The organism is Bradyrhizobium sp. ma5, assembly GCF_042258955.1.
In the GTDB taxonomy this organism is placed as follows: domain Bacteria; phylum Pseudomonadota; class Alphaproteobacteria; order Rhizobiales; family Xanthobacteraceae; genus Bradyrhizobium.
Map to the genome: position 1 here is coordinate 5031601 of NZ_CP170156.1, position 22673 is coordinate 5054273.

General features: G+C 64.9%; 23 protein-coding genes and 1 tRNA gene. 7 read left to right on the forward strand and 17 right to left on the reverse strand.

All coding sequences use genetic code 11. The features are described 5' to 3' along the window. Positions 1 to 15 precede the first annotated feature (15 nt). Entirely contained in the window at positions 16 to 258 is a 243-nt protein-coding gene (locus ACE103_RS23390; RefSeq protein WP_308444388.1) for a hypothetical protein, read from the forward strand. Here ACE103_RS23390 and ACE103_RS23395 read toward each other — a convergent pair whose 3' ends face one another. Further along, entirely contained in the window at positions 259 to 1137 is an 879-nt protein-coding gene (locus tag ACE103_RS23395) for a DMT family transporter (RefSeq protein ID WP_375775052.1), read from the reverse strand. A gap of 79 nt (positions 1138 to 1216) precedes the next feature. Here ACE103_RS23395 and ACE103_RS23400 point away from each other — a divergent pair, with 79 nt between their 5' ends. Continuing rightward, on the forward strand, positions 1217 to 2038 hold the full coding sequence (locus tag ACE103_RS23400; protein WP_375775053.1) for a helix-turn-helix domain-containing protein: 822 nt from the start codon (positions 1217 to 1219) through the stop codon (positions 2036 to 2038). Here ACE103_RS23400 and ACE103_RS23405 read toward each other — a convergent pair. The 12 genes from ACE103_RS23405 to rpoZ form a co-directional block, all read right to left on the reverse strand. Next, positions 2029 to 2832, reverse strand: coding sequence for an N-acyl homoserine lactonase family protein (locus tag ACE103_RS23405; RefSeq protein ID WP_375781167.1), 804 nt, complete (start codon positions 2830 to 2832; stop codon positions 2029 to 2031). The genes ACE103_RS23400 and ACE103_RS23405 overlap by 10 nt on opposite strands. 150 nt (positions 2833 to 2982) lie before the next feature. Next, entirely contained in the window at positions 2983 to 3954 is a 972-nt protein-coding gene (locus ACE103_RS23410) for a cation diffusion facilitator family transporter (RefSeq protein WP_375775054.1), read from the reverse strand. A gap of 115 nt (positions 3955 to 4069) precedes the next feature. Beyond that, positions 4070 to 6325 carry a DNA topoisomerase IV subunit A gene (gene parC, locus ACE103_RS23415; protein WP_375775055.1) on the reverse strand — a complete coding sequence of 752 codons (2256 nt, stop codon included), beginning with the start codon at positions 6323 to 6325 and terminating at the stop codon, positions 4070 to 4072. A gap of 72 nt (positions 6326 to 6397) precedes the next feature. Continuing rightward, positions 6398 to 7147, reverse strand: a complete 750-nt coding sequence (recO, locus tag ACE103_RS23420; RefSeq protein WP_375775056.1) for a DNA repair protein RecO — start codon at positions 7145 to 7147, stop codon at positions 6398 to 6400. Positions 7148 to 7359: 212 nt separating this feature from the next. After that, positions 7360 to 7740 carry a hypothetical protein gene (locus tag ACE103_RS23425; protein WP_375775057.1) on the reverse strand — a complete coding sequence of 127 codons (381 nt, stop codon included), beginning with the start codon at positions 7738 to 7740 and terminating at the stop codon, positions 7360 to 7362. A gap of 44 nt (positions 7741 to 7784) precedes the next feature. Beyond that, positions 7785 to 8708 carry a GTPase Era gene (era, locus tag ACE103_RS23430; protein WP_092114759.1) on the reverse strand — a complete coding sequence of 308 codons (924 nt, stop codon included), beginning with the start codon at positions 8706 to 8708 and terminating at the stop codon, positions 7785 to 7787. After that, complete coding sequence (gene rnc / locus ACE103_RS23435; protein ID WP_050422613.1) at positions 8701 to 9522, reverse strand: ribonuclease III; 822 nt, start codon at positions 9520 to 9522, stop codon at positions 8701 to 8703. The genes era and rnc overlap by 8 nt, the downstream gene beginning before the upstream one ends. Continuing rightward, positions 9519 to 10280 carry a signal peptidase I gene (gene lepB / locus ACE103_RS23440; protein WP_092114761.1) on the reverse strand — a complete coding sequence of 254 codons (762 nt, stop codon included), beginning with the start codon at positions 10278 to 10280 and terminating at the stop codon, positions 9519 to 9521. The genes rnc and lepB overlap by 4 nt, the downstream gene beginning before the upstream one ends. Positions 10281 to 10562: 282 nt before the next feature. After that, entirely contained in the window at positions 10563 to 10979 is a 417-nt protein-coding gene (acpS, locus tag ACE103_RS23445; RefSeq protein WP_223967569.1) for a holo-ACP synthase, read from the reverse strand. Beyond that, positions 10976 to 11749 carry a pyridoxine 5'-phosphate synthase gene (locus tag ACE103_RS23450; RefSeq protein WP_375775058.1) on the reverse strand — a complete coding sequence of 258 codons (774 nt, stop codon included), beginning with the start codon at positions 11747 to 11749 and terminating at the stop codon, positions 10976 to 10978. Before ACE103_RS23450 ends, acpS begins: the two co-directional genes overlap by 4 nt. Before the next feature lie 93 nt (positions 11750 to 11842). Beyond that, positions 11843 to 14131, reverse strand: coding sequence for a bifunctional (p)ppGpp synthetase/guanosine-3',5'-bis(diphosphate) 3'-pyrophosphohydrolase (locus tag ACE103_RS23455; RefSeq protein ID WP_223967567.1), 2289 nt, complete (start codon positions 14129 to 14131; stop codon positions 11843 to 11845). A gap of 217 nt (positions 14132 to 14348) precedes the next feature. Beyond that, positions 14349 to 14741, reverse strand: coding sequence for a DNA-directed RNA polymerase subunit omega (gene rpoZ / locus ACE103_RS23460; RefSeq protein ID WP_016844003.1), 393 nt, complete (start codon positions 14739 to 14741; stop codon positions 14349 to 14351). 360 nt (positions 14742 to 15101) lie between these two features. On the opposite strand from rpoZ, the gene ACE103_RS23465 reads away from it, so the two are divergent. Together ACE103_RS23465 and ACE103_RS23470 are read left to right on the forward strand one after the other, a co-directional pair. After that, complete coding sequence (locus ACE103_RS23465; RefSeq protein WP_028340981.1) at positions 15102 to 15734, forward strand: NYN domain-containing protein; 633 nt, start codon at positions 15102 to 15104, stop codon at positions 15732 to 15734. Continuing rightward, positions 15715 to 16374 (forward strand): uracil-DNA glycosylase, encoded by a 660-nt coding sequence (locus tag ACE103_RS23470; protein WP_375781168.1) that lies wholly within the window; start codon positions 15715 to 15717, stop codon positions 16372 to 16374. Before ACE103_RS23465 ends, ACE103_RS23470 begins: the two co-directional genes overlap by 20 nt. 55 nt (positions 16375 to 16429) lie before the next feature. On the opposite strand, the gene ACE103_RS23475 is transcribed toward ACE103_RS23470, so the two are convergent. The 4 genes from ACE103_RS23475 to dapA are packed head-to-tail and all read right to left on the reverse strand — an operon-like array spanning position 16430 to position 18902. Next, positions 16430 to 17011 (reverse strand): peroxiredoxin, encoded by a 582-nt coding sequence (locus ACE103_RS23475; protein WP_223967565.1) that lies wholly within the window; start codon positions 17009 to 17011, stop codon positions 16430 to 16432. Positions 17012 to 17060: 49 nt separating this feature from the next. Then, positions 17061 to 17534: an SsrA-binding protein SmpB gene (gene smpB / locus ACE103_RS23480; protein WP_097673428.1), complete on the reverse strand. Its 474-nt coding sequence runs from the start codon at positions 17532 to 17534 to the stop codon at positions 17061 to 17063. 1 nt (position 17535) lies between these two features. Then, entirely contained in the window at positions 17536 to 17952 is a 417-nt protein-coding gene (gene mscL, locus ACE103_RS23485) for a large conductance mechanosensitive channel protein MscL (protein WP_223967564.1), read from the reverse strand. A 59-nt stretch (positions 17953 to 18011) separates the two neighbouring features. Then, the gene (dapA, locus tag ACE103_RS23490) at positions 18012 to 18902 is read right to left on the reverse strand and encodes a 4-hydroxy-tetrahydrodipicolinate synthase (RefSeq protein ID WP_223967563.1); all 891 of its coding nucleotides are present in this window, start codon (positions 18900 to 18902) and stop codon (positions 18012 to 18014) included. 306 nt (positions 18903 to 19208) lie between these two features. Here dapA and ACE103_RS23495 point away from each other — a divergent pair, with 306 nt between their 5' ends. The 3 genes from ACE103_RS23495 (at position 19209) to ACE103_RS23505 (ending at position 22552) form a co-directional block, all read left to right on the forward strand. Next, the gene (locus ACE103_RS23495; protein WP_375775059.1) at positions 19209 to 21698 is read left to right on the forward strand and encodes a transglycosylase SLT domain-containing protein; all 2490 of its coding nucleotides are present in this window, start codon (positions 19209 to 19211) and stop codon (positions 21696 to 21698) included. A gap of 248 nt (positions 21699 to 21946) precedes the next feature. Next, a tRNA-Ser gene (locus ACE103_RS23500) sits at positions 21947 to 22039 on the forward strand. Between the two features lie 231 nt (positions 22040 to 22270). Beyond that, positions 22271 to 22552: a hypothetical protein gene (locus tag ACE103_RS23505; RefSeq protein WP_375775060.1), complete on the forward strand. Its 282-nt coding sequence runs from the start codon at positions 22271 to 22273 to the stop codon at positions 22550 to 22552. Positions 22553 to 22673: the final 121 nt, after the last annotated feature.

Sequence of the window (22673 nt, forward strand, 5' to 3'; positions counted from 1 at the left end):
GAACGACGCCGTCGAATGCCGGCGATTCCGCTTCCCTTTGCCCCGGCCTTCGCGCACAAGAGCCGCATGGAAAACGACGCCGGCCAGCCGAATCCGATCCGACGCCTCATGCGATGGGCGATCACCCCGCCGCAATCCTATGGGGTCTATCTGGCCGGCATCATCCTGGTCTACGCCCTGTCGTTCTACGCCGGCACGATGAAGCCGAAGCACACGCCGGCTCCGCCGGTGACCGCGCCGTCCGCCCCGCACAGTTGATCAGGCCTGCTTGGTCTCCGACGTCGCGATCCAGATTCCGGCGAAGACCGCGATCAGACCAACGACCAGATTGGCGGTGATCGGCTCGCCGATCAGCTGCTTCGCCAGCAGCCCGGCGGCGATCGGATTGACCGTCATGGTGTTGGCGACACGGGTCGGCGAGGCCCGCTCGAGCGCCAGCACCCACAGGATGAAGGCCAGCGCGCCGCCGGCTATTCCGAGATAGAGCCCCGCGATCCACTGCGATGGGCCGAATTCGCGCAGCGTCGCCAGGCTGCCGGTGAACATCCCGACCGCCACCAGCGCCGCCGCGCCCGCGCCCATGCCCACCGCGAGGAAACCGAGCGCACTGGAGCGGCGGATGAACGGTCGTGACAGCACGTTGTAGAACGCCATGCAGAGCACCGCGGCAGCCATGATCAGCTCGCCGCGCCATGCCCCCGCCGGCGCCGCCGACAGCCCGGATGCGAGCGCGGCGGCCACGCCGAGCACCGCAATCGAAACCCCGGCCGATTTGCGCATCGTCAGCGGCTCGATGCCGAGCAAGGCACCGACCACCATGGTGGAGAGCGGCAACGTCGCCAGCGCAAGGCTGGCGCGCGCCGCCGTCGTGTAGGACATCGCGATGTTGTAGAGCACAAAGAACACGCCGAAGAAGGCGATCCCGAGCGCAGCGACCGCAAGTAAATCCTCGCGCCGCGGCCACTTCGCGCGAAGCAGGACCGCGGCGGGAAGCACGCAGAGAAAGCCGATCACCCAGCGCAGGATCGCAAGCGTGATCGGGTCGGCATTGCCTGCCAGATAACGCGTGATCGCCGCCGCGGTGCCGCCGAGACAACTCGAGACCAGTGCAATCGCAACGCCGATCCACTCGCCCATTCCGGTCCCCATGCGTTTCGTGCTCGCTTGTGGCATCTTGCCGAGAGAAGTCATTCCAGCAACTACCTGGTAGGTATTCATGTCGCAGCAGCGCGATTTTGCAGCCAGCTTGCGCTGGTGGCGGCAGCGCAAGGGCCATTCGCAACTCGAGCTCGCCGGACGCGCCGATATCTCGCAGCGCCATCTAAGCTTCCTCGAGCTCGGCCGCGCCGCACCGAGCCGCGACATGGTGATCCGGCTCGCCGCGGCGCTCGACGTGCCGCTGCGCCAGCAGAACGCGCTGCTGGTCGCGGCCGGTTTCGCACCGGTCTGGCGGCAAACCGACCTTGCTTCGCCTGAGCTCGCGCAAATCCGTTACGCGCTCGATTTCATATTGGCGCAGCAGGAGCCCTTCCCTGCGGTTGTGGTCGATCGGCACTGGAATCTGCTGCTCGCCAATACAGGCGCCGGGAAGCTGGTGGAATTCCTGGTCGGGCCGCTGGTATCAGGCACAGCGGTCAATCTCGCCGATGCACTGGTCGCGCCCGGCGTGCTGCGGCCCTATCTCAACAACTGGACCGAAGTGGCGGCCTACTTCGTCCGCAGCGTCGAGGCCGATGCCGCCGCCGACGGCACCGGCGCGACGGCCGACTTGCTCAAACGCCTCTTGGCCTATGACGGCGTCGAGGCTGCGTTGACCGCGCCGCCTGCGGGACCCGCGTCCGGACCGGTGCTGCCGATGCTGTTCCACAAGGGTGACGTCCACCTGCAGCTGTTCACCACCATCGCAACGCTGGGAACGCCCCAGGACGTCACGCTGCAGGAGCTGCGCATCGAAAGCTTCTTTCCGATGAACGACGCGACTGCGCAGATATTTCGAAACTGGTCGAAAGCGCGCGGTCGCGAAGCCGCTCAGTCATAGAAATCCGGTGACAGCTTCAGCCCGTCGCGCTGCGCCTTGTCGTGGTTGATCCAGAGCTGCGCCTTCTCCTTGGTCAGGGTGTCGGCGATCTTCTGCATCGAGGCCAGCGTCTGCTCCTTGCTGGCATTTGCGCTCGGCACGCGACGATTGTCCCAATTGTCTCTGAAGTGGACGGCATCGCCGGTCAGCACAACAGCGCCGGTCTTCGGCAGCTTCACCAGCAGCGACTGGTGGCCGGGCGTGTGGCCCGGCGTCGACAGGATGGTGACGCCGCCGTCGCCGAACACGTCGCGATCGCCCTCGAGCTTCGTGACGGGATGCTCGGGCTTGAAGCGCGGCGCATTGTTGGCGCCGGGCCATTCATATTCCGCCTTCTGCACATACAGCATCGCGGTCGGGAACATCTCGACATTGCCGATATGATCGGGATGGGTATGCGAGACGGCGATAGCCTTGATGTCCGACGGCTTCACGCCGAGCTGGTCGAGCTGCGCGGCCAACGTCTTCGGCCGCCGCCAGGTCACGGCCTTGGGATCGGCGGGCGCAAGGCCGTTCGGCATCGCCGCCACTGCGTCGGGAATGCCGGTGTCCCAGAGGAACCAACCCTGCGCGTGCTTGATCAGATAGCAATTGTCGACGAAGTCCATCGACTTGCCTTCATTGACGCCAGGCGACCAGCGTGAAATGTCGCCTGCAACGCCTTCACCGCAGTTGAGGATGTAGAGTCGCTCGACGCCTGTTTTCACCGGCTGGGCGTCCGCGGGCAGCACCGCGCCCACGACCCAGAGCAACATTGCAAGACCGATAGCCTTCTTCACGTTGCCCTCCATTGATCGAGCCCGCTCTACGCGCGCGGCCGCAATGTGCCGTCTCAGCGGCGGGCGTGGAAGACACGGACGTGGGTTGATCGATCAATTGAACGCGAGTGAAGCGGCCGCAGCCGGTTAGACCATTTCCGCTGGCGCCAGCCGGCAGGTCTCGCTGCTGATCTCGACCTGCAGGGTCGCGTGGTGGATGCTGAACCGTTCCGACAGCTCGCCGCAGACGCGATGCAGGAAGACATCGTCATGTCCGCCGGGCCGCACCAGATGCGCAGTCAACGCCGTCTCGCTAGTGCTCATCGCCCAGATGTGCAAATCGTGCACTTCGGTGACGCCCTCAAGCGCGACGAGATAATCCCTCACCTGCTTGAGATCGATGCCTCTCGGCACCGCGTCGAGCGCGAGGTTGACGCTGTCGCGGGCAAGCTCCCAGCCGCTCAGCAGCACGACCGCGGCGATGGCCAGGCTGATCGCCGGATCGAGCCATTGCCAGCCGGTCGCCATGATCAGCAGCGCGGCGATCACGACGCCGAACGAGACGCCGGCATCCGCCGCCATGTGCAGATAGGCGCCGCGCACATTGAGGTCGCTGTCGCGGCCGCGCATGAACAGCAGCGCGGTGCCGCCGTTGATCAGGATGCCGAGCGCCGCGACCCAGACCACGGTCCAGCTTGCGACTTCGGCCGGCTCGCGAAAGCGGTTGATCGCTTCGACCGCGATGCCGCCGACCGCGATCAACAGCAGCCCGGCGTTGAACAATGCCGCGAGGATCGAGGCACGGCGGTAGCCATAGGTGTGAGTGTCGGTCGGGCGCCGGCCGGCGAGCCACGCCCCGCCCCAGGCCAGCAGCAGCGCGATGACGTCGGAGAGATTGTGAACGGCGTCGGAGACCAGCGCCAGCGAGTTGGCGGAATAGCCGAAGATCAGCTCGGCGATGACGAACGCGGTGTTGAGCGACGCGCCGACCGCAAAGGCCGTGCCAAAGCTCGCGGGCGCATGGCTGTGCCCGGCATGGGAATGCCCGGCATGCGAGTGACCGGCGTGTGCGTGAGAATGACCGCTGTGGTCATGGTCATGGTCGTGATTGTGTGCCATGGCAACCGTCGCCCGATATCGTCGGCGACGGTTATAGCGCGGTGAAATGCGGATACTATCACACCGCAGCTGTCGAACGGCGGGTTACGGCTTGCGCCTAACCCGCCCTTCGCAACTACTCCACGCCGCGATTGAACTTGTTCGACTTCGGCAGGCCATGGGCGAGCCGGCCGGCGTCGGCGCGGTTGCCGCGCCAGTCGGCCAGCTCCTTCAAGGTCATGCTGTGCTCACGGCCGGCGGAATCCTTCCAGGTCAGGCCGGTCTTGGCATCGAATACCGCGACATCGGACAGCTCCGAGCTGCTGTATTTCTGCAGCCGAACGCCGCGGCCGCGCGCCATCTCCGGCACCTGGTCGAGACCGAACAGCACCATCTTGTGGTTGGTGCCGATCACCGCAACGGTGTCGCCGTTCACGGTCGTGATCGCGCGGGCCTCGTTCGGCATCTCGACATTGAGCACCTGCTTGCCCTTGCGGGTGTTGCCGACACAGTCCTCTTCCTTGACGATGAAGCCCTGTCCCTCGCTGCTCGCAATGAGGAACTTGCGTTCGCCCTTGTTGACGAACAGCGAGATGATCGCGGCGTCCTGCTCGAGGTCGATGAACATGCGGATCGGCTCGCCATGGCCGCGGCCGCCCGGGAGCTTGGCGACATCGAGCGAGTAGAACTTGCCGTTGGTGGCGAACAGCAGCAGCTTCGAGGTGGTCTCGGCAAAGAACGAGTGCTCGAGCTTGTCGTCGGTCTTGAAGGCGAGCCCCGAGAGATCCTCGACGTGGCCCTTCAGCGTCCGCACCCAGCCCCTCTCTGAGATCACGACGGTGCACGGCTCGCGCTCGACCAGGGCTTCCTCGATTGCGGCGAGGTCATGCTCGGGCGCATCGGCGAACGTGGTGCGGCGCTTGCCGAGCGGCGTCTTCGGCCCGAAGATGTCGCGCACCTTGCGGACCTGATCGCTGACCTTGGCCCATTGCTCGGTCTCGGAGCCGAGCAGGCCCTCGATGCCCTTCAGCTCCTTGCGCAGATCCTTGTCCTCGGTGCGGATCTCCATCTCCTCCAGGCGGCGCAAATTGCGCAGGCGCATGTTGAGGATGGCATCGGCCTGGACCTCGGTGAGGTTGAAGGTCTTCATCAAGACCGGTTTCGGCTCGTCCTCGGTGCGGATGATCTTGATCACCTTGTCGAGGTTCAGATAGGCGACGAGGTGGCCGCCCAGCACTTCCAGGCGGTGCTCGATCTGAGTCTTGCGGAAGTTGGAACGACGGACCAGCACGTCGCGCAGATGGTCGAGCCATTCGCGCAGGCACTCGGCAAGGCCGACCACCTTCGGGATGCGGCCCTTGATCAGCACGTTCAGGTTCAGCGAGATCTTGCTTTCCAGCTCGGTCAGCCGGAACAACGACTCCATCATCAGCGCCGGATCGACGGTGCGCGATTTCGGCTCGATCACGAGGCGGATGTCTTCGGCGGACTCGTCGCGGACATCGCCAACCAGCGGCAGCTTTTTCTCGTTGATGAGTTCGGCGATCTTCTCGACGATCCGGGACTTCTGCACCAGCCACGGAATCTCGGTGACGACGATCACCCAGGTGCCGCGCGCACCCTCCTCCTGGGTCCAGCGCGAACGGGTGCGGAACGAGCCGCGCCCCGTGGTGTAGGCCTCGATGATCGATTCCTTGGAATCGACGACGATGCCGCCGGTCGGGAAGTCTGGGCCCTTGACCCATTTCAGCAGCGCCTTTGACTTGGCGTCGGGCTTCTCGATCAGATGCAGCGCGGCGTCGCAGAGTTCGGCCGCGTTGTGCGGCGGAATCGAGGTCGCCATGCCGACCGCGATGCCCTGCGCGCCGTTGGCGAGCAGGTTCGGGAAGCCGCCCGGCAGCACCACCGGCTCTTTCGTCTGGCCGTCGTAGTTGAGGCGGAATTCAACACCGTCCTCGTCGATACCTTCGAGCAGGAGCCGCGCGACCTCGGTCATGCGGGCTTCGGTGTAGCGGTAGGCGGCCGCGTTGTCGCCATCGATATTGCCGAAATTGCCCTGGCCGTCGACCAGCGGGTAGCGCGAGGAAAAATCCTGCGCGAGGCGCACCATGGCGTCATAAATCGCCTGGTCGCCATGCGGATGGAACGAGCCCATCACGTCGCCGACGATCTTGGCCGACTTCTTGAACGCCGCGCGCGGGTCGAGCCCGAGCAGGTCCATGCCGTAGAGGATGCGCCGGTGCACCGGCTTCAGCCCGTCGCGGGCGTCCGGCAGCGCACGATGCATGATGGTCGAGAGCGCATAGGCGAGATAGCGCTCCTCGAGCGCGTCACGCAGCGGCACCTCGTGAATTTCGGCCGGCTTTTCCGGCGGTACCTGTCGTTTTCCCATGGGGAGGCGTTAAACCTTGGCGGTGAATCGGGCAAGCCGCGAATTACCGGGAATTTAGGGCCCGAATCGGCCTTACGGAACCGCCGTTCGGGTCCGCGGCCTGGTCACGGCGTTGATAAACCCCTCGCGAGCGTCGGAATGGCCCTGGCCGCGGGGCTCCAGCACGTGGCGGAGCAGGAACAGGCCGGTGATCTGGAAACCGTCGCGCAGGTCCTGCTCCGACCAGCCGTTGGCGCCGCCCTCGCCTTCGCGCAGGAACGCCGGCAGCGGCAACAGGCGGTCGCGCCACGGCTCGCCGGCGGCGCGGGACACGGCGCCGCCGGATTTCGGCGACACGTAGATCAGGTCGGTGGTCTCTCCGGTCGCCGCGCAGTTTTCCAGGTCGAGCCCGAAGCCGAGCTCGGTCAGCATGGCGAGCTCGAACCGGATCAGGTGCACCGCGGCGATACCGGCATCGTCGAAATCGTCGAGCGTCCCCTGCAGCATCTCGTAGATGTCTTCATGCGGATCGCGCTCCGGCAGCAGCCGCGCCAGCGCCGCCAGATGGGTCACGCCATAGACCGCGTGCGACGAGGCGAGCAGCGTCGCCGCCCGCAGCCGCGTGCCTTCCAGCGCGTACATGCCGAGATGCTCGTCGAGCCGCGCCCGCCACACCGCCGTGACGCTGTTGCCCGGCTGCAGCAGCGGCCGCATCCGCGAACTGGCGCCGCCGCGCACGAGGCCGAGATGGCGCCCGTGCTCGCGGGTCAGGAGCTCGACGATGGCAGAGGATTCGCCATGCCGCCGCACGCCCAGCACGATGCCTTCGTCGGTCCATTCCATGAAAGAGAGACTACAGGATTCCAGCGCACCGCGCAGTCATCATGCGCCGTCACGCCGACGGGCGGCAGCGCTTGCATAATTTCGGAATATTAGAATTGTAATGCTGAGTTGCCCGACGTGTCAAGTTGCCCGGCCGAGCGCCCGTCGCCACCGGCTACTTTGCATGGGGTTGTTTTCGATATTTTGGCAGCGCGCGCCCTGCGCACCGCCCTTTACGCGTTGAACCAGCCCTGCGCGTCGCCAGTGAAGGAGTAATACAGTCCGGCCGCGGTCAGGATACAGGACACCACCTCGATGGCGCTGTCGAGCTCGAGGCCTTTTTCGCCGATCACCTGCACCAGCGAGATCACCGACAGCACCAGCATCGCGCCGAGCGCCCAGCGCGGCCAGTTCTTGCGGTGCTGCGCGGCGAGCCGGACGAAATACACCAGCAGCAGGATCATGCAGCCGGCGGTCAGCGTCTCGCCGGTGATCATCTGATCGGTCCGCATGTCGGTCGGCGTGCGGTCCTGGAACGCCACCGACAACGCATCGAGCGTTAGCGACAGATAGAGCAGCACCTCAAACCACAGCACATTTCTGGGCACGTTCATTGCTTTGGGCCCGCTCACTGCTCTGGGCACATTCGGGCGCCGGCTCATTCCTTGGGGAAGTCCAGTCCCATTTCCTTGTAGCGGTCGGGATCGTCGCCCCAGTTCTCGCGCACCTTGACGAACAGGAACAGGTGCACGGGAACGCCCATGATCTCGGCGATCTCGGCGCGCGCCTGCGCGCCGATCGACTTGATGGTGGCGCCGCCCTTGCCGAGCACGATCTTGCGCTGGCTCTCGCGCTCGACAAAGATCGTCTGCTCGATGCGGATCGACTTGTCCTTGCGGTCGGTCCAGCTGTCGGTCTCGACCGTCGACTGGTACGGCAATTCCTGGTGCAGATGGCTGTAGATCTTCTCGCGGGTGATCTCGGCCGCCAGATGCCGCATCGGCGCATCCGACATCTGGTCCTCGGGATAGAGGAACGGTCCCGCGGGCACCAGCTTGGCCAGCGCTTCGCGCAGGTCGGCAACGCCGTCGCCCGACAGCGCCGAGATCATGAAGGTGTGCTCGAAGCGCATCCGCTCGTTGGCGGCCTGCGCCAGCGCCAGCAGCTTCTCGCGCTGCACGAGGTCGACTTTGTTCAGCACCAGGATCTTCGGATGTGCGACGGTTTCGAGCTTGGCCAGGATCGCGTTGGCCTCCTCGTCGATGCCCGACTTCGCATCGAGCAGCACGCAGACGAGATCGGCGTCGTGGGCGCCGCTCCAGGCGGTCGACACCATGGCGCGGTCGAGCCGACGCCGCGGCGCGAAGATGCCGGGCGTGTCGACCAGGATGATCTGCGCGTTGCCCTCGATCACGATGCCGCGGATCAGCGCGCGCGTTGTCTGCACCTTGCGCGACACGATGGTGACCTTGGAGCCCACCAGCGCGTTGACCAGCGTCGACTTGCCGACATTGGGCGCACCGATCAGCGCGACGAAGCCACAGCGCGTCGCGTCTCCCTGCCCTTTGGGTTCGTCAGTCATTGGTGCCGACGCCTTCACGCTCGATCATCGCGGATGCTGCTGCTTTCTCGGCCGCGCGCTTGTTGCCCCCGAGGCCCTCGGCGGAGGCCAGGCCCGGCAGGTCAACCGCAACGCGGAATTGCGGATCGTGGTGCGGGCCGGTGCGTTCGACCTCGCGATAGACCGGCGTCGGCAATCCCTTGCCTTGCGCCCATTCCTGCAACACGGTCTTGGGATCGCGCAGCGGCCGGCGCAGCTTGTGCATCCGCTCGGTCCAGTTGCGCTCGACGAACTGGCGCGCGGCCTCGTAGCCGCCGTCGAGAAAGATCGCTCCGATCACCGCCTCGCAGATATCGCCGAGCACGGATTTGCGCAGCCGCGCGCCCTCGACCGCCTTCACCATGCCGAGCTTGATGTCCTCGAGCAGCCCGAGCGACTTGGCGACGTCGGCGCAGCTTTCCTTGCGCACGAGATCGGCGAGCCGCTTCGACAACTCGCCCTCATCGGCCTTCGGGAACGCCCGGAACAGCATGTCGGACACGATCAGCCCGAGTACGTGGTCGCCGAGGAATTCCAGCCGCTGGTAGCTGTCGGCGCGGTTGCGGGTGGCGGGCTTCAGCGCGGAGACGTGGGTGAACGCGGTGGTCAGCAGCGCGGCATCCGAGAACGTATACCCGATGCGCGCCTCGGTGCCGGCGATCGCGGCCTTTTCTTCAGCCGCCTTGGCAGCCTTGCTGCGCCGCTTCTTCGGCGCGGCCGTGCTCTCGGCGGCGGGCGTCTGGCTCGGCTCGCCGGTGGGCGCTTGATCGTTGATGGCTGCGGTATCGTCGTTCATCGCACGATGGAGAATAGGCGATTCCACCGCACGGCGAACGGCCAGCGCCAGATCATCCAGGCCTGCTCGCCCTCGGCGATCGAGAAGAAGATCATCTGGGCACGCCCGATGATGTTCTCGAACGGCACGTAGCCGACCTGCGACAGGAAGCGGCTGTCGGTGGAGTTGTCGCGGTTGTCGCCCATCATGAAGAAATGCCCGGGCGGAACGGTGTAGACGATGGTGTTGTCCATGTAGCTGTTGTCGGTGCAGTCGAGCGACTCATAGCTAACGCCGTTCGGCAGCGTTTCCTTCCAGCGCTTGACCCGGGCGGTCGCGTCCGCCGAGCCGCAGGGATCCTCGCCGACGAAATCGCTCAGCCGCTCGCGCTTGATCGGCTCATCGTTGATGTAGAGCAGCCCGTTGCGGACCTCGATCCGGTCGCCCGGCAGTCCGATGACGCGCTTGATGTAATCGGTGGAGTCATCCCGCGGCAGGCGGAACACCACGATGTCGCCGCGGTTCGGCTCCGAGCCGAAGATGCGTCCTGAGAAGATGTTCGGCGAGAACGGGATCGAGTAGTGGCTGTAGCCATAGGAATATTTCGAGACGAACAGGTAGTCGCCGACCAGCAGCGTCGCCTTCATCGACCCGGAGGGGATGTTGAACGGCTGGAACAGGAAGGTGCGGATGACGAGCGCTATCAGAAGGGCATGGATGACGACGCGGATGGTCTCGCCCAAGCCGCTCTCAGATTTGGTCCCGGTGGTCGCGCTCATTGCTTTCCCAATTCCCGCGGGCCCAGATGCCCACGCGGTGGCAGAACGTTCTCTCCACGCGAAGCGTTCGACCCCCGCGTGAGGAAAATGGCCTTGATTCTGATCTTGAGGGCAAATTCCGGCCTGAACCCGGAATCCGCGTCTCGCTCGATACCCTGCGGCGTTTTAGACGGTTGTTCGCAGGGGCGCAATCAAGCGCCGCCTCAAAACTTCGCAATTCATTGAAATGTCAATGATTTTTTAGTTTGCTGAAGTTTTCTGGCAGATTCCGGCGCCGCCCGCTCATCTGGCGGGAGCAACCGCCGAAATTATGACGAAGGCTTGCGCCAGCGGCCAATCGTCCGTGATCGAAAGGTCGATCTGCGCCTGCATGCCCTCGGGCGTCAGCTCCTGAAGCCGGGCCAGCGCCCCGCCGGTCAGCAGCATCGACGGCCGCCCGCCCGGCAGGTTCACCACCCCCATGTCCTTCCACCACACCCCGCGCCGGATACCGGTGCCGAGCGCCTTGGAGCAAGCCTCCTTCGCGGCGAAGCGCTTGGCGTAGGTTGCGACCACCATCTTCTCGCTGTTGGCACGGCGCAACGCTTTGGCGCGTTCGGCGTCGGTGAAGATGCGATCGAGGAATCGTTCGCCGTGCCGTTCGATCACCTTCGCGATCCGGGTGATGTCGATCAGGTCGGAGCCGATGCCGATGATCATGCGCTGACGGCGCCTTGCGTCCTGGCGCGGCCGCGGTCCATCGCCGCACGCATCTCGCGCACCGTGGCAGCGATGCCGACGAACAGCGCCTCGCCCATCATAAAATAGCCGATGTTGAGCTCGCGGATTTCGGGCAGCGCGGAGATCGTCTCCGCCGTCTCATAATCCAGCCCGTGGCCGGCATGAACCTCGAGCCCGGCCGCCTGCGCGAGCCTCGCGCCGGCGACGATGCGCTTCCACTCGGCCTCCGCCTTGTCCTTGTGACCGTCGACCACGGCGTCGCACCAGCCGCCGGTGTGGATCTCGATCACGGGCGCCTTCAGCTGCGCGGCCATCTCGATTTGCCTCGGATCGGCGGCGATGAACAGCGAGACCCGGATGCCGGCATCATTGAGCCGCGCGATGAAAGGCGCCAGCGCATTGTGCTGGCCGACCACGTCGAGGCCGCCTTCGGTGGTGAGCTCTTGGCGCCGTTCCGGCACCAGGCAAACCGCATGCGGCTTGGTGGCGAGCGAAATCCGCAGCATGTCGTCGGTCGCCGCCATCTCGAAATTCAGCGGCTTGGAGATCTCGGCCTTGAGCCGCGCCATGTCCTCGTCGCGGATATGGCGGCGATCCTCGCGCAGATGCGCGGTGATGCCGTCGGCGCCGGCCGCGATCGCGGCAAGCGCCAGCCGCACCGGGTCGGGCCGCGCGCCGCCCCTCGCATTGCGCAGGGTCGCGACGTGATCGACGTTGATACCGAGACGGAGTGGAGGAGCCTTCGACATGTCTCTAACCTGCAATTCTAACGTGTCATGCGCGGGCATAGCCGTCCGACGGACGGCGTCGCGTCCACTCGCCGATGCCCTGCGCATCCACCTTTACCCATTGACGCGCTCGACCTTGGCGACGACGGCCTTGGCGCGCAACTGCGCGATGATAGCGCTGAGATGCTTGAGGTCATAGACCTCAAGATCGACGGTCAACTCCGTGAAGTCCGGCGACTGGCGCGACATGTGGATGTTGTCGATATTGCCGTCGTGCTCGGCGATCACGGTCGCGATCTGGGCGAGGCTGCCCGGCTCGTTGACATTGTGGATCAGGATGCGCGCGGGGAAGCGCTGCGGCATTGTCTCGTCGATGTCCCAGCGCACGTCGAGCCAACGCTCCGGCTCCTCCTCGAAATCCTTCAGCGCCGGCGACTGGATCGGATAGATCGTGATCCCCTCGCCCGCCGTGACGATGCCGACGATCCGATCGCCCGGCACGGCGCCGCCGTTTGGCGCGAACTTCACGGGCAGGTCGGAATTGATGCCACGCACCGGGATCACCGAGGCGGCGCGTGCCGGATGCGCCGCCGGCTGCGTCTTCAGCTTGGCGGCCATACCCTTCGCGCCGTAGCGCAGCAGCCGCTCTTCCTTGTAGTCGGGATACATCGCGCGCGCGACGTCGGAGGCCTTGATCTCGCCGCGTCCGACCGAGGCCATCACGTCCTCGATCGAGGTGCGCGCCAGCCTCGGCAGCGCGCCCTTCAGCTTGTCGTCGGCATATTCGATCTTGGCGCGGGCAAACAGGCGGTCGACGATGCGGCGGCCGAGGCCGGCATACTGGTCGCGCACCGCATCGCGCGTGGCACGCCGGATCGCGGCGCGCGCCTTGCCGGTGCGGGCGAGCGCTTCCCAGGCCGATGGCGGCGCCGACTGCGCCTTCGAGGTCAGCACCTCGACCTCGTCGCCATTCTGCAGCTCGGAGGACAGCGGCGCGAACTTGCCGTTGATCTTGCAGCCGACCGCGCTGTTGCCGACGCCGGTGTGCACGGCATAGGCGAAGTCGATCACGTTGGCGTTGCGCGGCAGCGCGATCAGCTTGCCCTTCGGCGTAAAGCAGAACACCTGGTCGTGGAACAGCTCGAGCTTGGTGTGCTCGAGGAATTCTTCCGGGTTGGAGCTCTCCGAGAGGATGCCGATGGTGTGGCGCAGCCAGGCGAAGGCGTTGGACTCGTGCTTCAGCCGCTCATGCGGCGAGCCCGCCCCTTCCTTGTAGAAGGCATGCGCGGCGATGCCGAACTCGGCGATCTGGTTCATCTCCTCGGTGCGGATCTGCAGCTCGACGCGCTGCTTGCCCGGCCCGATCACGGTGGTGTGGATCGACCGATAGTCGTTCTGCTTCGGCGTCGAGATGTAGTCCTTGAAGCGGCCCGGCACCACCGGCCAGGTGGTATGGACGATGCCGAGCGCGCGATAGCAGGCGCCGACATCGTCGAGGATGACGCGGAAGCCGTAGATGTCGGACAGCTGCTCGAAGCCGACCGATTTGCGCTCCATCTTGGTCCAGATCGAAAACGGCTGCTTGCGGCGGCCGAACACCCGCGCGGTGATGCCGTTCTTCTGCAGGTTCTTGGAGAGCTGGGTTTCGATCTCGCCGATCAGGTTGCGGTTGCGCTCGGCCAGTGAATCGAGCCGCTGCTTGACCACCGCATAGGCTTCGGGATCGAGCACAAAGAACGACAGGTCCTCCAGCTCCTCGCGCATCTCCTGCATACCCATGCGGCCGGCCAGCGGCGCATAAATATCGAGCGTCTCCTCGGCGATGCGGCGGCGTGAGGCCGGCGGCACGAATTCCAGCGTGCGCATGTTGTGCAGGCGGTCGGCGAGCTTGATCAGCAGCACGCGGACGTCGTCGGCGATCGCCAGCAGCAGCTTGCGCAAATTCTCGGCCTGCTTGGCCTCGCGCGACACCAGCTCCAGCCGCTTCAGCTTGGTCAGGCCTTCGACCAGCGCGCCGATCTCATGGCCGAACACATGGTCGATCTCGGCCCGCGTCGCCTCGGTGTCCTCGATCGTGTCGTGCAGCAGCGCCGCCACGATCGTGGCATCGTCGAGCTTGAGGTTGGTGAGGATCGCGGCGACCTCGAGCGGATGCGAGAAATAGGGATCGCCGGAGGCACGCGTCTGAGTGCCGTGCGCCTTCATGGCGTAGACGTAAGCGCGGTTGAGCAGGTCTTCGTTGGTGTCGGGGTTATAGGACCGGACGCGTTCGACAAGGTCATATTGTCGCATCATTCGGGTCCGCGGCTTGGCCGGCCTCTCCGCCGCGGGCGACGCCGGCGCGACCGCGACCGTTTCGGTTGCAGCCTGCATCTGGATGGAACTGCGGCGTCGATACGCCATGAACTCGCTGCCTCTCGCGCGGGACCGGAACGTCCCGTCTCCTCAATCTAGTGCGCTTTCGAACGAAGCTGCACCCCGCGCGGGCCCTGGAACCATTCAATTTCCCGCGCCCGCATAGGACGCACCGTAACAGCGAAATTGTCAACAAAAGCAAAGGCCCGGAGCAATCTCCGGGCCTTTGGCAAATTGATCCGAGATGCGGAGCCGAACGACGAGCCTACTCGTCTTCCTCGGGCTGCTCTTCCGGGGGCGCCAGGCCCTCGAGGCCCTTCAGCAGCTCTTCCTCGGTCATGCGCTCGACCGCGACCTCGGTGTCGTCGGCGTCGACGCTGGCACCGGCGGAACCGATCAGCGGCACAGTGTCCGGCTCGGGCTCGTCGACCTCGACGAACTTCTGCAGGGAGTGCACGAGTTCCTCTTTCAGGTCCTCCGGCGAGATCGTCGAATCGGCGATCTCCCGCAGCGACACGACCGGGTTCTTGTCGTTGTCGCGATCAACCGTGAGTTGCGATCCCGACGAGATCATCCGGGCGCGATGCGCGGCCAACAGGACGAGGTCGAAACGATTGTCGACCTTATCAATGCAATCTTCGACGGTGACGCGAGCCATCTCGAGGCGCTCCGTGGTAAAAGGGACCGAACATGTAGGTTATGAGGGTTAGTTATAGGGCTAGCCCCCGTTTCGCAAGGCAAAATTTGTGATTTGCCTTCCCAACAGGCTCTGATAACCCCCTCTGCCGGGGCCAGAACGGCCGGAGCGTCTGACGACATGGCTAGGTTGCTGTCCCAGGCAAGTAAATCTCTTCATTGCAATGTCAAAGGTCTAGGCTTTTTGCCCTCGCCTCACCATAATTGCGGTGGTGACTGTCGTGGGGAAAGATTCACAGAACTTTAGGCAGCAACGCCGGAAATTACGCGCGGTTGATCACCGCCGCGCTAAGAACACTAACAACCACGCGAGAACACTTTGATGTCGTCACCTGTTTCCAACAAGATCGCGCTCTTCATCGATGGAGCCAATCTTTATGCAACTGCAAAGACGCTCGGCTTCGACATCGACTACAAGCGCCTTCTCAAGGAATTCCAGAGTCGCGGCACGCTGCTTCGTGCGTTCTACTACACGGCGATCATCGAGGATCAGGAGTATTCGTCGATCCGTCCGCTGATCGATTGGCTCGACTACAACGGCTACACCGTGGTCACCAAGGCGACCAAGGAATTCATCGACGCCAGCGGCCGCCGCAAGGTGAAGGGCAACATGGACATCGAGCTCGCCGTCGATGCCATGGAGCTGGCCGAGCACATCGACCAGATGATCCTGTTTTCCGGCGACGGCGACTTCCGCTCTCTGGTCGAGGCCGTGCAGCGCCGCGGCGTTCGCGTCACCGTCATCTCCACCATTGCGAGCCAGCCGCCGATGATCGCCGACGAGCTGCGCCGCCAGGCCGACGTCTTCACCGACCTCGTCGAGCTGCAATCCAAGCTTGGCCGCGATCCGTCCGAACGTCCGGCCCCGCGCGAACCGCGTCACCACTCCCCGCAATTCCTGCAGCGCGCGACCACCATGGCCCCCCGGGGAGCTGATGACGAATTCGACGAGTAATCTCGTCGCCGCCCCGACGCGTCCCGACAGCAACTGTCAGCTCTGTCCAAGGCTGGCCGATTTCCGCGCAGAAGCCCGCGCGCGCAACCCCGACTGGTTCAACTCGCCGGTGGAATCGTTCGGCGATCCGAATGCTCGGCTGCTGATCGTGGGCCTGGCGCCGGGCATGCAGGGCGCCAACCGCACCGGCCGTCCGTTCACCGGCGATTATGCCGGTGACCTGCTCTACGCGACCTTGCTCGAATATGGTTTTGCCAGCGGCGTCTATCGGGCGCGGCCCGACGACGGCATGAAGCTGGTCGACGCGCGGATCAGCAACGCGGTGCGCTGCGTGCCGCCGCAAAATAAGCCGCTGCCGGTTGAGATCAACACCTGCCGGCAGTTCCTCCGCGCCACGATCGCCGCGATGCCGAAGCTGCGCGCGATCGTGCTGCTCGGGCGAATCGCCCACGAATCAACATTGCGGGCGCTGGATGTTCGTTTGGCTGCCGCGCCCTTTGTGCACGGCGCCGTGCATAGCGCGGGCACTTTCAAGCTCTACGACAGCTACCACTGCTCGCGCTACAACACGAACACGGGCGTGCTAACGACCGACATGTTCCGCAAGGTCTTCGCGACCGTGCGCAAGGAGCTCGGCTAGCGCCTTCTGCCGTATCCACTTCGCGAAGCGCGTATCCAGGTCGTTCGAAAACGCCTTAGCCCTTCGGCGGATTGTCCTTCAGCCATTCCAGCACGTCGCCGGCGTTCCGGTCGGGCGGGAACACCGGATAGAACACGTGCGTGATGCGCGCATCGTCGATCACAAGCGCGAGCCGCTTGATCAGCGTCAGGCCCGCCACCGACATCGTCGGCAATCTCAGCGCGTGCGTCAGTTCCAAGGCTTCGTCGGACAGCACCGGGAACGGCAGATGCAGGCGCGACGCCATCTCGGTCTGGTACGCATTGCTCTGCGTCGACAGCCCGAACACCTGGGCGGCACCAGCCGCCTTCAGTTCGGCGAACAGGTCGCGGAAAGCGCAGGTCTGCGGCGTACAGCCGCGGGCCCCCGGAATCATGTCCCAATCGTCGACCAGCCCGATCTTGCCGGGCTCGCCGGTTCGCGGATAGGCGAACACCACGGTGCGGCCCTCGAGCGCCGACAGCGCCACCGAGGTGTCGTCGGTGGCGCGCAGTCTGACCGGCGGGATCGTCATGCCGGTCAGATGCGCCGCGCCGCCATCGTCCGTGGGCGCCGGGATCTTGCTCCAGTCAACGTCGGTGAGGCTGCTCTGGTTCATCGGACCAATCTCCATCCGCCATCGTCGCAGTGACGGGACTCGGAACGCCCTAGCCCCGCGCCCGCATCAGGCGGCCCTTTTCGCGGCCCCAGTCACGCTTCTTCTCGGACTCGCGCTTGTCGTGCAGCTTCTTGCCCTTGGCGACGGCGAGCAGCAGTTTGGCACGGCCGCGCTCGTTGAAGTACAGCTTCAGCGGAATGAGCGTCATGCCCTCGCGGTCGACGGCCCCAAGCAGCTTGTTGATCTGCTTGCGATGCAGCAGGAGTTTTCGCGGCCGCTTCGGCTCATGGTTGAAGCGATTGGCCTGCAGATATTCCGGGATATTGGCGTTGATCAGCCATATCTCGCCGTCCTTGGAATCCGCATAGGATTCCGCGATCGTGCTCTTGCCGCTGCGGATCGACTTCACCTCGGTGCCGGTCAGCGAAATGCCGGCCTCGACGGTATCCTCGATGGCGTAGTTGAAGCGGGCCTTTCGGTTTTCAGCGACAACCTTGATCGGACGTTCGTTCTTGTCGGCCACGTTAGCCCTTCTTGAGGAGGTCGCGGATTTCCGTCAGCAGCACGACCTCGTCGGACGGCTTCGGCGGCTCGGCGGGCTTGGCCTCATCCTTGCGCTTGAACTGGCTCATGACGCGAATGACCATGAACAGCACGAAGGCGACGATCAGGAAATTGAGCGTCAGCGTGAGGAAATTGCCCCAGGCCAGCACCGCGCCCTGCTTCTTGGCGTCGGCCAGATTGGTCGCCGTCACGGTCTTGGAAAGTCCGGTGAAATAATTGGAGAAGTCGAGGCCACCCGTGATCGCGCCGATGATCGGCATGATGACGTCGCCGACCAGCGAGGTGACGATCGCGCCGAAGGCTGCACCGATGATGACGGCGACCGCGAGGTCGACGACATTGCCCTTCATGGCGAAATCGCGGAATTCCTTCAGCATGCCCATCCCCTTCTGTTCAACATTGCGCACAGTATTGTTCACGGCGGTACCGGCTCGGTTCAGTTGATCAGGCCGGCATGCACCATGGCGCTGCGGACGGCCTGGCGGGTCGATTCAGAGACCGGCACCATCGGCAGGCGCAGCTTCTCGTCCAGCTTGCCGAGCAATGACATCGCATACTTCACCGGCGCAGGATTGCTCTCGATGAACAGGTTGGTGTGCAGCGGCATCAGCTTGTCGTGGATCTTCAGCGCGGTGGTGACGTCGCCCTTCTGCCAGGCGGTCTGGAACTCCGAGCACAGCCGCGGCGCGACGTTCGAGGTCACCGAGATGCAGCCGTGGCCGCCATGCGCCATATAGCCGATGATGGTGGCATCCTCGCCGGAGAGCTGGTTGAAGTCCTCGCCCATCGCGGCGCGCTGCTGCGACACCCGCACCATGCTCGCGGTCGCATCCTTGACGCCAGCGATGTTCTTCAGCTCGAACAGCCGCGCCATGGTGTCGACCGACATGTCGATCACCGAGCGCGGCGGGATGTTGTAGATGATGATCGGAATCCCGATCGCATCGTTGATGGCCTTGAAGTGCTGGTACATGCCTTCCTGGGTCGGCTTGTTGTAGTACGGCGTCACGACCAGCACCGCATTAGCTCCGGCCTTCTCGGCGTGCTCGGCGAGTTCGATCGCCTCCTTGGTCGAATTCGAGCCGGCGCCGGCGATCACGGGCACCCGGCCCTTGGCCTCCTCGATGCACCACTCGACCACGCGCTTGTGCTCGTCATGGCTCAGCGTCGGGCTCTCGCCCGTGGTGCCGACCGGCACCAGGCCGTGCGTACCCTCGGCGATCTGCCAGTTCACGAGGCCGCGGAACGCCGCCTCATCCACCGCGCCGTTTTTGAAGGGCGTCACCAAGGCAGTGAATGATCCCCGGAATTTTGTCTTGGCTGCCATGGACTTCCTCCAAACGCTTCAGGCTAAAGGCTAGGTCGACGGACCCTTGTTGTTGTCTTGCTTCACGTCCGTGCAACCGGCATCCGGTTGATGCGAAACGCCACGAAAGGCAATTCATATCGGGTCTGACCGATAGGCGAAAGGGCCGTACCGAACCTATTCCCAGCCGGTTCCAGCCGCGATTTTGCCGTTGTGCTGGCGCAAACAGCCGCACCGGCAGGCTTCTTAGTATTTTGTCTACGTTTTCAATCAAATAAGAACCGATGGCCCAAACGACCAGATGATTCGGGGCCGCGGAGGACTTCTGTGATCCGTTCCGCCCGCGCAGGCACATTGCGATCGACGGCGCTGGCGACGAGCCTCGCGCTCGTCGTCGGCTTGGCCGTCATCACGGCCGATGCATGGGCCGCCGAGGATGTTCCAGTCGCAACGCCGGCCGCCCACGACGCGGCCTCCAAGACAGCTGCCTCGAAGAGCGCGGCTTCCAAGGGCGCCGCTGCCAAGACCGACGCTTCCAAGGCCGGCACCTCGAAGGCGCATGCTTCAAAGCCAACCGCCGCCAAGAACGGCGAGACCAAGACCGGCGGGACCAAGACGGATGCCGCCAAGGCGACTTCTTCGAAATCCGGCGCCGCGAAGGCCGACGGCGCCAAGGCCGCTTCTTCCAAAACCGACGCTTCGAAGGCCGCCGCGTCAAAGAGCACCACGTCCAAGTCCACTGAGGCAAAGACCACTGCGCCGAAGCCCGCTTCTCCGGCTGGGACAGGAAGCCTGCCGAACAAGCCGGCGCCCGTCCGCGCCGCCGCCCCCGCGCTGGTTCCGGCGACCCGCCAGCATGCCGCGCCGCTCGCGCGCAAGCCGGTGCTGCCCGCGGCCGTGGCCGCGACATCGTCGACGTCGCAGTCCGACAAGGAGGCGCTTGCGAGCGTCGTCGAGCTGCTGCGCAAGCGCAAGGCGGCAGACGCCACCGAGGCCGAGGCCTCGATCTCCGATCCGGTTGCGCGCAAGCTTGCCGAATGGCTGATCCTGCGCAGCGAGGACAATGGCGCCTCGGTCGAGCGCTACCGCGCCTTCCTCGACGCCAATCCGAGCTGGCCCTCGCAGACCTTCCTGCGCCGCCGCATCGAGGCATCGCTATGGGACGACCATCGCGACGATTCCGCGGTGTGGGCCTGGTTCCAGAATGAATCGCCGGTCTCGGCCAAGGGCCGGCTCGCACTCGCCAAGGTGATGATCGGACGCGGCGACCGCGGCAATGCCGAGCGCCTGGTGCGCGAGGCCTGGCGCAACGACCCGATGAGCGAGGACACCGAAAGCACCGCGCTCGACCAGTTCGGCTCGTTCCTGACCGCCGGCGACCACAAGGCGCGCATGGACACCATGCTCTACGGCACCGACAACGAGGCCGCCGGCCTCCGCGCGGCCAGACGTCTCGGCTCCGGCTATCTGGCGCTCGCCAAGGCGCGCATCGCAGCGAACCGCAAAGGCTCGAACCTGCGCGCGCTGCTCGAAGAGGTGCCGCGCGAACTCTCCGGCGACACCGGCTATTTGTTCGCCAAGATCCAGCTACTCCGCCGCGAGGAGAAGTTCAGCGAGGCCGCGCAGCTGATGCTGAGCGCGCCGAAGGACGCCGCGCGGCTGTTCAACGTCGACGAATGGTGGGTCGAGCGCCGCCTGCTGGCGCGCAAGATGATCGACGTCAACGAGTTTCGCACCGCCTATCTGATCGCGCGCGACGCGGCGCTGCCCGCCCGCGACATCTACAAGACCGAGCAGGAATTCACCTCAGGCTGGATCGCGCTGCGCTTTCTCAACGACCCCGCCCTCGCCTCCCAGCATTTCGCGCGGATCGGCGTCGGCAGCGCCAACCCGACCGCGCTTGCGCGTGCCGGCTATTGGCAGGGCCGCGCCGCGGAAGCCGCCGGCCGCGGCCAGGAGGCGCGCGCCGCCTACGCACGTGCGGCCGAGCAGTCGACCAGCTATTACGGCCAGCTCGCGCGCGCCAAGCTCGGCCTGCCGCAGATCGAATTGAACAGCGCGCCGCGCGGCCGCGGCGCCGACCGGCTGGAAATCGTGCGCGCGGTCGGGCTGCTCTACGAAATCGACGCGCGCGAGCTCGCGATCCCGATCTTCGGCGACATGGGCGACAATGGCGATCCGGAGGCGCTGGCCGACCTCGGCGAACTCACCGCGCGCCATGGCGATGCTCGCGGCATGCTGCTGATGGGCAAGGCCGCGCTCAATCGCGGACTGCCGTTCGATCATTACGCCTATCCGGTGAACGGCATTCCATCGTTCCGCCAGGTCGGACCGGAGGTCGAGCCGAGCGTCGTCTACGCGATTGCGCGTCAGGAGAGCGCGTTCAATCCGGCGGTGGTGTCGCCGGCCCAGGCCTACGGCCTGATGCAGGTGACGCCGGACGCCGGACGCTACGTCTGCAAGCGCGCCGGCATCGGCTTCGACCTGAACCGGATGAAGACCGATCCGGTCTACAACGCGATGCTCGGCGCCGCCGAACTCGGCGGCCTGCTCGAGGACTATCGCGGCTCCTACATCCTGACCTTCGCCGCCTACAATGCCGGCCGCGGCAGCGTGAAGAAGTGGATCGAGCGCTATGGCGACCCGCGCGATCCCAAGGTCGACGCGGTCGACTGGGTCGAGCTGATTCCGTTCTCGGAGACGCGGAACTACGTCCAGCGGATCATGGAGAACCTGCAGGTCTACCGCGCCCGCTTCGGCGGCGGGACCAGATTGCAGATCGACGCCGACCTGCGCCGCGGCGCCAGCGTGGAATGAGCCGGCGCGGCCGGTTTTCAACAGTCTTGCGAGGGGCTGCGTTCAGGCCTTGCGAAAATAAAACTAACTCGTTGTTATAACTAGCATTTCATCCACTATTCGGCCCCGCACCTGCAAGGCGCCGCCCTGTATAGAGGCTCTGCGCCCGCTCCGGGGCGGCCGGCGGCTGAGCTGCCACCAAATCACCTTGTCGCAATCTGAATCTGCCGCTTGCGGCTCAGCGCCCACTCGGGCATATCGGCGCCATTGGAGAGGTGGCCGAGTGGCTGAAGGCAACGCTTTGCTAAAGCGTCATACGGTCTCAAGCTGTATCGAGGGTTCGAATCCCTCCCTCTCCGCCACCCTTCGCCTGTTGGGCAGGCCCCGGTAGCGTCTGCAGACCGGGTGCCGCTGATATCCGACACCCCACTTTGATCCGATGGTTCGCTAGCCGCCCAAGCCCCTCGGCCTGAACCGGTCGTCACCTCCGCGTGAACGAAACATCATTCCCGGCGCGTCGAAGCGAGCGCGAAACAAACCGCGCGCAGCATTCCCTGAGTTTTTCATCACCTGAATGTTTCCGGAGTAAAGCCATGCAGCAGGACAGTGGCATTCAATTCCAGGATATCGACCAGGTTTTGCGTAACGCCCAGCTTCGCCGATCCGCCGATCTGGCTCCCTGGTTGCGGCAGCACTTCTCATCCAAGGCCCGCAGGTTCGTCATCGCAACTTCGCTGGCTTGCATGGTTGTTGTGCTGGCGATCGTTGCTGCCCCACGCCCCGTCTCGAGCGCTGCGCTTGGCAGCGATTGGCAATGCAGCAAGGCAGCGTTTGTCATGACGACCTGTCGTCAAACCGACCCAGCGCGCTCCTAGCAGGCGCCGGCGGCGTTAATGGAACGTCGCCCTTGGCCCGGCGTTGCGTAGGCGGCGACGGCACGCTCGCGAGGGCGACCGGTCCCCTCGTCGACCGATCGATGTCGACGCAATGCCGCAA